The organism is Algoriphagus marincola DSM 16067 (genome assembly GCF_000429405.1).
GTDB lineage: Bacteria > Bacteroidota > Bacteroidia > Cytophagales > Cyclobacteriaceae > Algoriphagus > Algoriphagus marincola.
Window position 1 is genome coordinate 1 of the sequence record NZ_AUBU01000027.1, and the last position, 10,637, is coordinate 10,637.

Here is a 10,637-nt window from a genome sequence, read left to right on the forward strand (position 1 = left end):
GGATAATAAACTGATCCAATTTGAATCTGCCTTTTACTTGGTGGACAAGGCCTTGTCAAAGGTGAAACACTATCTTTCCAATTATGAGTTTAAAAATGAGGAAGAAGAAATCACCTTTTTCAAGGAATTGATGACTGAGTTTTTAAAGGAGTCGGTCTATTTTGCCGAGTTGTTTAATCTGGAGTCGAGCAAGCCTCCCGGTCCCAAGAAGGACATCAAACGGTATTTTGAAGGGGAACTCAAGTCTATCCGGAGTTTTCTGAGAAGCAATCAAAACCTTTATAATTACCTGCTTCTGAATAAAACGAATCAGGATAAGGTATTTTTTCTAAGGAGTTCCATGACTCCTATTTACAAGCCCAATCTCTTCTGGCAAACACTGGATACACGCTTCTGTACGGTTTACACCCTGTACATCGCCCGGATCAAAGGGAGTTTGGCTTTATCCGAATTCATTGATTATCAATTGAAATTATTGAATGGGGATGAATCAGAACCTACTTATAAGCGGAAGAATCCGCTACTGTGGACGGGAAAGAAGGTGGAGCTGGTGGAGTTAGTCTATGCACTGAAACAGACCGGAGTTTTGAATCATGGTCGGGCGGATTTGAAAGAGATAGCCTATCGGATGGGGGCATTTTTTGGGATGAATTTGCATGATTTTTACCGCACCTTCCGGGAGATCACTCTTCGGAAAAAGAGCCGGACTTCATTTTTGGATACCATGCGGGATCAATTAAACGACTACCTCGAGAAGGGTGAGGCGCTGAATTAACAATCAACAGGAATTTCTTTATCAAATTATAAAAAGATGAAAAAGCTAATCACATTGCTTTGGACGGGAATGCTATGTCTTTCCTTACAAGCTCAAATTCAACTGGAGGGGAAGTTTGATGTAGATATTCCCCAAAATCAAATCTGGGATGGAAGGTACCTGCTTTATACTTTCAGAGGGGATGCACATATCTATGATACAGAGACCAAGAAGAAATGGGTGATTCCTGATCACCAGGTTTCTGGCTTGGGATATCAGCAGGGGTATTATTTCCAAAAAGATGGAGATGAATACCTGATGAGGAAAGTGGGGGAGGAAGAACCGGTATTACCTCATCGTTTTTCTTGGGTATCGGGCTGGTTTGGCGATACGATACTAGGCTGGGAAGAAGTGACTGGGCCTGATGCGGGGGTGTATGGAATCTGGTATCAGCTGGGAAAAGGAGTCATTGCCCGACATGAACTGAAGGATATTCACCGGGCGGTAGGATTTGATCATACTCAGAAATGGCATTTGAAGAAGCTGGATTGGCAAACAGCACAAAGGTTGTATTCCTACCAGTATCAGGAAGGACTGATAGTTCTTCCCAATAGGGATAAAGAAACCTTTTCTTTTTATGATTTGAAGCTAAATCGGGCTTTTCCAGGTGAGTTTATAAAGGCAGAGCCTTTTTCGGAAGGCTTGGCTGCCGTACAGAATGAAGATGGGCTTTGGGGATTTATAGATACTAAAGGAAAGGTTCAGGTTCCCTTTATTTATCGAAAAAGACCCGGGCAGTTTCATTCAGGTAGGGCAAAGGTCATCAATAAAGACAACCTGATTGGTTTTATCGATTCCAAAGGGGAATTGTTGATTCCTGCCAAATTCAGCAGTGCCACGGATTTTTATAAGGGGAAGGCATTGGCCAAAGTGTCCGGATGGGATAAGCCTAGAGTGGTTTTGGATCTGGAAGGAAGAGAAGAAAAGTTGTTCTGCACCAATTGTGTTTTACATTCCAAAAGCTACAAAAAATATGAGCAATACTTTCCTAGTCAGGATATCTTGGACTTAGTAGATGATGGTTTTTTGATTCTAAGAGTTAGTCGCAAGTTATCCTTGTTTAGTAAGGAAGGAGAAAGAGTGTTTGAAAAGGAAAGTCTAATGATGAAGGATTTAGTAAATGATAAAGTGCTTCTCGTTGAGGGTGGTTTTTTTTCTAAAGATTTGGATCAGCGTTTTTACCTCTGGGATTTGGAGTCAGATCAGCCCTTTATTGAGCTGAGTTTTGAGGAGTTTTAACTTGTCTTTATTGGGCTAAAACTTAAATGCTGACTTCATTAACTCTTGCTCATGTCGAGATATGCCTAAATGTTTGGCTACTATTCGCCATTGCTTTACAGCAGATTTAACTTCTTGAAAAATTAAATTCATTCTTCCGTTTGTATTTGGGTTTTATTGGTATCTATGTTATTTGGCTCTTAGGAGTTTCAAGTCCTATCTCTTCTAGAGAAAAATAGCAGGCAAATCAGGATTACAAATCCTGACCAGCAACACGAGTGACAATTCAAAAAAAAGATTTTTATTCCCAGTTGGAATCAAAATTTCCTTGTTCAGGTTTCTGAACGTATGGTATTTAATGGACCCACAGGTGAATTTTTACAGCTGGAATGTATCCCTGAGACCAGCAGTGGTGGCTTACCCAATCAGGGTAAATCGGAGCTTGCTTTTCTATGGATTTTGGAAAAGTCCGAGTTGGTTATTGACGGAGCTTGTTTGACTTTCGAAGCAGATCAAATTCTTTGCCTGACCGAATTCCACAAACTATCCGTCAAAAGCCTGCCAAAAGCCCGTTTGGTGAGGTTCAACAGACCCTTTTTCTGCATTCTGGATCACGATTCCGAAGTAGGCTGCAAGGGGATTCTCTTCTACGGCTCATCAAGACTTCCTGTAATCGAGTTGGATACCGTGAATAAAGCCAAACTGGAAGCCCTTTGGGGAGTTTTTCAGATGGAAATCCGGGAGGAGTCAGACGCCTTGCAGCTCGAAATGCTCCAAATGCTCCTCAAAAGGTTACTTATTCTTTGTACCCGGCTTTACAGCCAACAAACTCTTTTGGGAAAATTGGATGCTCAAAAATCCGATTTAATCCGGGAGTTTAATTTTTTGGTGGAAATGCACTTCCGAAGCAAACATCAGGTGGCGGACTATGCCGAATTACTTTTCAAATCCCCCAAAACGATCAGTAATGCCTTTTCTAAACTAGGGACCAAAAGTCCCTTGAGCTACATCCATGACCGGATAGTTCTGGAAGCCCGAAGGCTTTTGGGCTACACCGACAAGCCCATCAGTGAGATCGGCTACGAACTGGGCTTTGAAGAGGTACAGAGTTTCAGCCGCTTTTTCAGAAAAAGTGAAGGACTTTCACCCTCCGACTTTAGAGAGAATCTCCGAATGGGAAAAATTGCCAACTCCTCGGGAAAAACCGCCTAACTCTAGGGCGCTTTGGTCCTACATCTTTGTATTGTTCATTTTATCAAACACAAAAAAACAATACCACGATGAAAAATTTCACAGTACCTACCCGAGCAGAAGTAAGTCCAGCCAATCAGGCTATTTTTGACAACCTACAGAAAGGCTTGGGGTTTGTTCCCAATCTGTACGCCTACTATGCCAAAAACGAAACGGCACTCGGCGACTACCTGGCACTCCAAAATAGAAAATCAACGCTTAAGGCCAAAGAGCGGGAAGTGATCAATCTGGTCGTATCCCAAGTCAATGGCTGTCGTTATTGCCAGTCAGCCCATACAGTTTTGGGGAAGATGAATGGATTTACCGATGAACAGATTCTGGAAATCAGAAGAGGATCGGCTTCGTTTGATACCAATCTGGATGCTTTGGCTGGATTCACCAAATCTGTGGCTGAAAACAGGGGAAAAGCAACCGAAGAAAGCAAGAATGCCTTTTTCGAAGCGGGCTATACCGAAGCCAACCTGATTGATGTAGTGATGGTGGTCGGGGACAAAATCATCTCCAACTATATCCACAATCTGACCGGATTTGCGATTGATTTTCCTGTCGCGCCGGAACTAGAACCAACGACTGTTTAATGCAGGAACTAACCCAACAAGAAGCCAGCTTAAAAGCTGGCTTTTTAAGTTCTCCAAGCCCCTATTTTTTGCTCTTGCTCTTCAAGCTTTGATGTTAATTGTGGATGTAAACTCGAAGCTTTATCCGGAGATTTTTAATCTCTGAATCCAAACTCTCTTTAAAACAGAAACTAAAAGGTTTATCCGGATTTAAATTCTGGGATTTGGATTCAGATCAGCCCTTGATTGAGTTGAGTTTTGAGGAGTTTTAAAGAAAATTTTTCCCCAGTGGTCATAAGCTACTGAAAAACAATGGTTTTTTCTGGGGATGTTTGAAGCCCTTATTTAAAAAAGCTATTGCTATGATTCATTCCTTACTTCAAACAGATGAGTTTTGCACTCTACTTCTAATTTCTGTTGCCGGATATTATGGTTGGGTGATCTATACTTTCTTTCGACAGCCTTTGCTTAGCTTCTTTCATCATCTTGTTTCGGGAGAGAAGAAGAGCATAAAAGGAAGGATGCTAAAGGTGAGCTGGGATGATCTGGTTTTTGCCTTTGCCATACAGCGCAAGCTGAATCAAAATCCCACAGTGGCCTTGCATCCGGAGGAGTTGGCACTGCTGAATTCCTCGCCTTTTCGGGAGGTATTGGGAAGAGAAGGCAAGATCTGATAAGCCTTCTTTTAGGAAGGATTGTATTCGCTTTGAAAAAATTAAACTAAACCAAAAACCACTATGAAGAAAAGTACCCAAACTCTCTATTTCAGGCTCAGTGTAGCTTGTCTCTTTCTGTTGACTCATTCCGCTATTGCCCAAGATGGGAATGGTGTTGCCGGAATTGAAGCAGCTTCCAATCAAGTATCTGATTTTTTTGAAAGCGGAGTTACCCTGATGTATGCCATCGGAGCCATTGTTGGCCTAGTTGGTGCCGTCAAGGTGTTTAACAAATGGAATTCGGGGGATCCTGATACCGGAAAAGTAGCTGCGGCCTGGTTCGGTTCCTGCGTCTTTTTGGTTATTGTCTCCATTGTTCTGCAGAGTTTCTTCGGAGCACCGGCAACTCCCTGATCAATGGCTATGCCTAAACGCATTCATAAAGGACTGGATCATGAAATGGAGTTTAAGGGCTTAAAGCCTCCTTTTCTCTACTATATGATAGGTTTGGGAATTGGGACTATCCTGCTCTTTTTACTGCTTTCGGGTTTGGGTTTGGCCCCTTTACTGGCGGCATTTTTTACCCTGTTTCCAATGATCCTTTTGGGCAGTAAGATCCTGGTCTGGAATCGGGATATGGGGCCACATGGCCTGATGAAACGATCAGCCTTTCGGCGGGTGCCTTCCTGCATCCGAATCCGAAGCAGGGGGCCGATCAGGAGCTTGAAAAAGTCAACAAGCGGGCGCTAATCGGGGGTAGAGGGCAGGTTGATTCGGCCTGCCTTCTCTTTCGGTTTCCCGGGATGCGAGGCCCGGGATAATTTTCAGAGGATTTACAAAAATTTATTTCATCATTAAGCTAATTACATGAATACCAGCAGGGAACTCACTGAGGTATTGCCTTTACTTTCTTTTGAGGACGGTTTTTTGGTTTCCAAACAAGGAGATCTGACTGCCGGATTTTCAATGGAGCTTCCACCGGTATTTACCATGAACAAGACGGAACTGGAAGCACTGCACAGAAGTCTTATCAAGGGCTTTCAGCTGCTACCTGCGGGGACTTTGGTCTGGAAACAGGATTGGTGTATTCAGAAAAGCTGGCAGGAAAAGGATCGGGAGGCTTTGGGCTTTTTGGATCAGAAGAATTCGGACTTTTTTCAGGGAAAGACCTTTATGGATCTCCATTCCTATCTTTTTGTGACCTTGCCCAATCAGGATAAAAAGCTAAGCCCATCGAGCTTATCCAATTTGTTTCGAAGGCATTGGGTGGATGAATTTTCACGGGATTCCCATCGCTTAAAAGGCTTTGTTGAGGCTTTGGCGCAAATGAAGTTTCTGATGGAATCGGAGGGAATTCCCATGCAGGCACTTGGGGAATCTGATTTCTTGGGCGAGGAAGATAAACTGGGATTGATTGAGGCTTATTTGATGCCCGCTGCCCGGGAGGATTTTCCACAGCTCTATGATCTGGAGTTTCAACCGGATTGGAAATCAGGTCAAAAACGCCTGGGCTTGGTTTCTTTTTCAGATTTGGATCAGTTGCCTGGATCAATTGAAACGACTCAGGTGTATGAAGCCTATTCTACAGATCAAAGCAGATTTCATTGGGGGAATGCCAGTGTTCTGGGCTCTGTATTAGACTGTAATCATATCTACTCTCAGGTTTTTCAGATTCAGGAGAAGGAGAAGTTTTATGCCGGTTTGGAGAGTAAAAGACTCCGGCTCCATGCCCTTTCCCGCTATTCCCGGGCAAATGAATTGGCGGCCTCTTCCATAGCGGAATTTTTGGATGATTCGATTCAGGAAGGAAGGATTCCGGTGAAGGCTCATGCCAATGTCCTGGTTTGGGCTGATGCCAAAGAAGAACTGCAGCACCAGATCCGGCAGGTTAGTGCATCGGCCAGTAGGTTGGGTTTAATATCCAAAACTGAAACATACGGGGCAGCCCAACTTTATTGGGCAGGTATACCTGGAAATGCGGCTGCCTTACCGGTGAATGAATGCTTTCACTGTTCTTTGGATCAATTTCTTTGCTTATATAACCTGGAAGGAGTACAAGGCTCAGGTCAGGCTGGATTGGGGATTCGACTCGGAGAGCGGATTTATGGGAAGCCGATTTGGCTGGACCTTTCGGATCAGCCTATGAAAAAAGGCTGGATTACCAACCGAAACAAGTTTGTTTTGGGACCATCGGGATCAGGTAAATCCTTTTTTACCAATCATATGGTCCGCAGCTATTATGAACAGGGTGCCCATGTGGTTTTGATTGATGTGGGGCATTCCTATCAGGGTCTCTGTGATTTGGTGGAGGGGTATTATTTCACGTATTCGGAGGAAGAGCCCATTTGTTTCAATCCTTTTTATTTGGAAGGGAAGGCCCTTGATACTGAAAAGAAGGAGAGCTTGAAAACCCTCTTGTTGGCACTCTGGAAAAAGGAGAATGAGACTTTTCGCAGGTCGGAGTATGTGGCGGTTTCCAATGCCCTAAAGGGATACTATGCCCATTTATCAGCTCATCCGGATTGCTTTCCCTGCTTTGATACCTTTTATGAGTTTTTGCGGGAGCACTATGCTTTTCAAATCGAAGCAGAGGGAGTACAGCTTAGGGATTTTGACCTGAAGAATTTTCTCTATGTCCTACGTCCTTTTTATCAGGGAGGAGAGTTTGATTACCTGCTCAATGCCCGGGAGAATATCCATTTATTGGATCAGCGATTCATTGTTTTTGAACTGGATAAAATCAAGGATCATCCCATACTTTTTCCGGTGGTCACCTTGATCATCATGGAGATTTTTATCAGCAAGATGCGCAAGCTCAAAGGCGTTCGGAAAATGATTCTGATCGAGGAGGCTTGGAAAGCCATTGCCAAAGAAGGAATGGCGGAATACATCAAGTACCTGTTTAAGACGGTACGGAAATTTTACGGGGAGGCCATTGTGGTCACTCAGGAAGTGGATGATATCATTCAGAGTCCGGTGATCAAAGATGCCATTATCAACAATTCGGACTGCAAGATTCTGCTGGATCAGAGCAAGTATCAAAATAAGTTTGAAGACATCCAACGGCTTTTGGGATTGACTGAAAAGGAAAAAGCATTGGTACTGTCCATCAACCGGGCGAATGATCCCCATCGCATTTACAAGGAAGTATTTATCGGGTTGGGAACTCACAGTCAGGTGTATCGGACGGAAGTGAGCTTGGAAGAGTACCTGACCTATACCACCGAGGAAAAGGAGAAGATGCGATTGGAGGAATTAAAAGGCCGCTTGGGTGATCTGAAAATGGCGATTACTGCCTTAGCTGCTGAAATGCGGGGAGAAAAATCTGAATAAACAAAAAAAACAATGCAAGGACTATCAAAGAAAATAGGAATGATATGCCTGCTGTGGGCAGGCTTCATGTTCCGGGTAAATCCGGTGGAAGCTGCTGTTCCCATAGCAGAAATCATCCGGCAGGGGGTGAAGAAAATCATTGTGGCGGTGGATTTAAAGATCCAGCGCATGCAAAACGAGACGATTTGGCTTCAGCAGGCTCAGCAAAAGCTGGAAAATGTGCTGACGGAAAGTCAATTGGCTGAGATCGCTAACTGGTCCCAAAGGCAAAGGGAATTATACGGAAACTACTATGAAAGCCTCTGGAAAGTCAAGTCCTTGATCAGTCAGTTTCAGAAGGTCAAGGCCATCTCTGCCTCACAGAGAGAACTGCTTCGGGCCTACCAAAAAAGCCGGGATTTGGTAGTTCGGGGAAATCTATTCAGCCCGCAGGAATTGCTGCTTCTTGAGCGGCGCTATGGGGATGTTCTCAGGCAGAGTGCCCAAAATATTCAGGAACTGACCCAGGTCCTGAAATCCTACGGTCTTCAGCTCAGTGATGGGGAACGCCTGGAACAAATCATGGATTTGGAGCATCGAATGAACCGGAACTTTAGAAGTCTGACCCAACTCAATCTGCAGGTGGAATCACTTCTTGCGCAGCGTAGCCTATGGGCAAAGGAAGGCAGGAGTTTGGAAATGCTTTTGAAATGAGAAGGTTGATTTGAAGGAAAATAGAACCTGTAAAAACTCTTTATAAAATCAGGAAGTGGACTGAATTAAAGACTGAAATACCATGAAGAACAAGACTTTATCCATACTCCTGTTAGGGATGCTAATTTCTCTAACAGCCTATTCCCAAACTTGGTCGGAACTGTTTGAACAGAAAAAGACACAGGAGAAATACCTCTTGATACAGCTGGGAGCCTTGAAGGTCCAATCCCAATTGCTGAAGGATGCTTCGCAAATCTTCCAATCAGGTCTTGGTCTGTTGAGCTCCTGGAAGGATGCGGAATTTCTGGCTCATCAGGACTTTTTTGAAGCTAGGAGGAAGTTGGGGGCCAAGTCAGAATCAGTACTGAAGCGAATGGCTGATGAAGGCTTGCTTCCCGGTGAGCTGGAAGAGAGAATTGAGTACTCCCAAAATTATTGGAGGAGTAAAAATCTTGAAGCGACTTCAAGGGAGGCCTTATTGGCACTGCACTTAAAAATGCTGGATCGCTGTAGGGAATTGGCAAGTGCTTATATGCAAGTCAGCTCCGGTAAGTTGGAAATGCAAGATGGACAGCGGGCTGAATTACTGATGGGTCTTCATGGAAGGCTTTTTGAACTTTCCGCTGACCTGAACAGGATTCAGGTCTTGGGAAAAATGGATTTAGAACAAAGGGAATTTGAGGAAGGCATTCTGAAAGGACTAATAGGACCAAGATTTACACCATGATGAACAAGTTGAAACCTACCAAGACCGCTCTTCAGGGCCTGCTTATGGGTATGTTCTATTGGGGAATGATATCCGTGGCTCAGGGGCAGTCCTCGGAAGTGAAACAGCTCCTGCTGAATGTGGAGAAGCTGGAGCAGCTACGGGAAATGCTGGATGGCATGAAGGAGAAATACCGAATCCTTCAATCGGGCTTTGAACAGGTGAAGGGAATTACCGAAGGTAATTTCCGCTTACACGAGGCCTTCTTGAATCGCCTGACTCAAGTCAGCCCGGAGGTAAAATCCTATTACAAAGTGGCTGAAATCATTCAGTTTCAGATTCGGCTGGTTCAGACCGTATCAGGAATTCGGGCTGATTTGAATCGATTGGACTGGACTGATTGGGAGGAACAGCAACAAGTCTTTCAAAGCTTCGCGGCCTTTTCAAAGGCTGGAATGGAAAATATGGAAAGTCTGCTTTTGATTTTGGCAGACGGGCAGCTTCAGATGGATGATGGGGAACGGATACGAAGTGTAGATCGGATTCATGATTCCATGCAGGAATTAATGGCAGGATTGGGACGGTGGAACTGGTCCTATCGGGAGCTATTGGATCTGAGGAAAGGCAAGCAAGTGGAGCTGAGAAGTCTGGAAAACATCCTGAGAAATGAGTAAGCATTGGATTAAAATATCGGTTTTTCTGGGGCTTGGCCTGTTCTTTCCGCAGGTGATGATGGCCAATGATTTGGCAAGGTATATTGAGGATTTTAATGAAGTGATTGCTTCGGTCAGTGAAACGATTGGAAATGATACAGCCGTGCTTCAATTTGCGGCTGGATCCATAGCGGGAATTGGGGCTGTTTTTTATATCGGAAACCGGGTATGGAAGCATATAGCCGAGGCAGAGGCGGTTGATTTTTATCCACTTTTCCGGCCCTTTGTACTGGGTATTTTAGTTGTTAATTTTTCCTGGGTGACAGGAACCATAGAACTTCTCATGACTCCGGTGATGCTGGCTACGGAAAAACTACGGGTTGGCTCCCAAGAAGGGATCAATCAATTGATCGAGGCCAAGAAGAAGGCCATGAAAGAGGGACAGTTTTGGAATATGTATGTGGGGAATACCGGATCAGGTGACCGGGATCTCTGGTATGAGTACTCCAATCCCGGGGCAGGGGAGGAAGGCTGGATGGAAAGCATAGGAAATGGGATTCAGTTCGCCATGGAAAAAGCTTCCTTTCAGATGCAGCTGAATATCAAAACCTGGATGTCTGAGGTGCTGCAAGTACTTTATCAGGCTACGGGATTGGGCATCAATGTGATCCGGCTTTTTTATTTGGTGGTATTGGGGATACTGGGTCCGATCAGTTTTGGTCTGGCAGTGTTTGAAGGTTTTCAGCATACACTGGT

11 protein-coding genes and 1 pseudogene are annotated in these 10,637 nt (G+C 44.3%); all 12 read left to right on the forward strand.

Annotated features, from left to right (window positions below):
* On the forward strand, positions 1-775 hold a 775-nt coding region (locus tag G457_RS0114770; protein ID WP_026947159.1), incomplete at its 5' end, for an RteC domain-containing protein.
* A gap of 36 nt (positions 776-811) precedes the next feature.
* The gene (locus tag G457_RS0114775; RefSeq protein ID WP_026947160.1) at positions 812-2,053 is read left to right on the forward strand and encodes a WG repeat-containing protein; all 1,242 of its coding nucleotides are present in this window, start codon (positions 812-814) and stop codon (positions 2,051-2,053) included.
* Positions 2,054-2,380: 327 nt separating this feature from the next.
* On the forward strand, positions 2,381-3,244 hold the full coding sequence (locus G457_RS0114780) for a helix-turn-helix domain-containing protein (RefSeq protein WP_026947161.1): 864 nt from the start codon (positions 2,381-2,383) through the stop codon (positions 3,242-3,244).
* Positions 3,245-3,312: 68 nt separating this feature from the next.
* Positions 3,313-3,861: a carboxymuconolactone decarboxylase family protein gene (locus G457_RS0114785; protein WP_026947162.1), complete on the forward strand. Its 549-nt coding sequence runs from the start codon at positions 3,313-3,315 to the stop codon at positions 3,859-3,861.
* Between the two features lie 341 nt (positions 3,862-4,202).
* Positions 4,203-4,514, forward strand: a complete 312-nt coding sequence (locus tag G457_RS0114795; protein WP_026947163.1) for a hypothetical protein — start codon at positions 4,203-4,205, stop codon at positions 4,512-4,514.
* A 63-nt stretch (positions 4,515-4,577) separates the two neighbouring features.
* Positions 4,578-4,910: a DUF4134 domain-containing protein gene (locus G457_RS0114800; RefSeq protein ID WP_026947164.1), complete on the forward strand. Its 333-nt coding sequence runs from the start codon at positions 4,578-4,580 to the stop codon at positions 4,908-4,910.
* A 9-nt stretch (positions 4,911-4,919) separates the two neighbouring features.
* The gene (locus G457_RS0114805) at positions 4,920-5,246 is read left to right on the forward strand and encodes a DUF4133 domain-containing protein (RefSeq protein ID WP_162142710.1); all 327 of its coding nucleotides are present in this window, start codon (positions 4,920-4,922) and stop codon (positions 5,244-5,246) included.
* Between the two features lie 117 nt (positions 5,247-5,363).
* Positions 5,364-7,829, forward strand: a complete 2,466-nt coding sequence (locus G457_RS0114810) for a TraG family conjugative transposon ATPase (protein WP_026947166.1) — start codon at positions 5,364-5,366, stop codon at positions 7,827-7,829.
* 12 nt (positions 7,830-7,841) lie between these two features.
* Positions 7,842-8,522: a hypothetical protein gene (locus G457_RS21635; protein WP_051260845.1), complete on the forward strand. Its 681-nt coding sequence runs from the start codon at positions 7,842-7,844 to the stop codon at positions 8,520-8,522.
* Positions 8,523-8,604: 82 nt separating this feature from the next.
* Positions 8,605-9,249, forward strand: a complete 645-nt coding sequence (locus G457_RS0114820) for a hypothetical protein (RefSeq protein WP_155847173.1) — start codon at positions 8,605-8,607, stop codon at positions 9,247-9,249.
* Positions 9,246-9,902, forward strand: a complete 657-nt coding sequence (locus G457_RS0114825) for a hypothetical protein (protein WP_026947168.1) — start codon at positions 9,246-9,248, stop codon at positions 9,900-9,902. Before G457_RS0114820 ends, G457_RS0114825 begins: the two co-directional genes overlap by 4 nt.
* Positions 9,895-10,637, forward strand: a pseudogene (locus G457_RS21640) (conjugative transposon protein TraJ); the annotation flags it as partial. The gene G457_RS0114825 and the pseudogene G457_RS21640, both read left to right, overlap by 8 nt.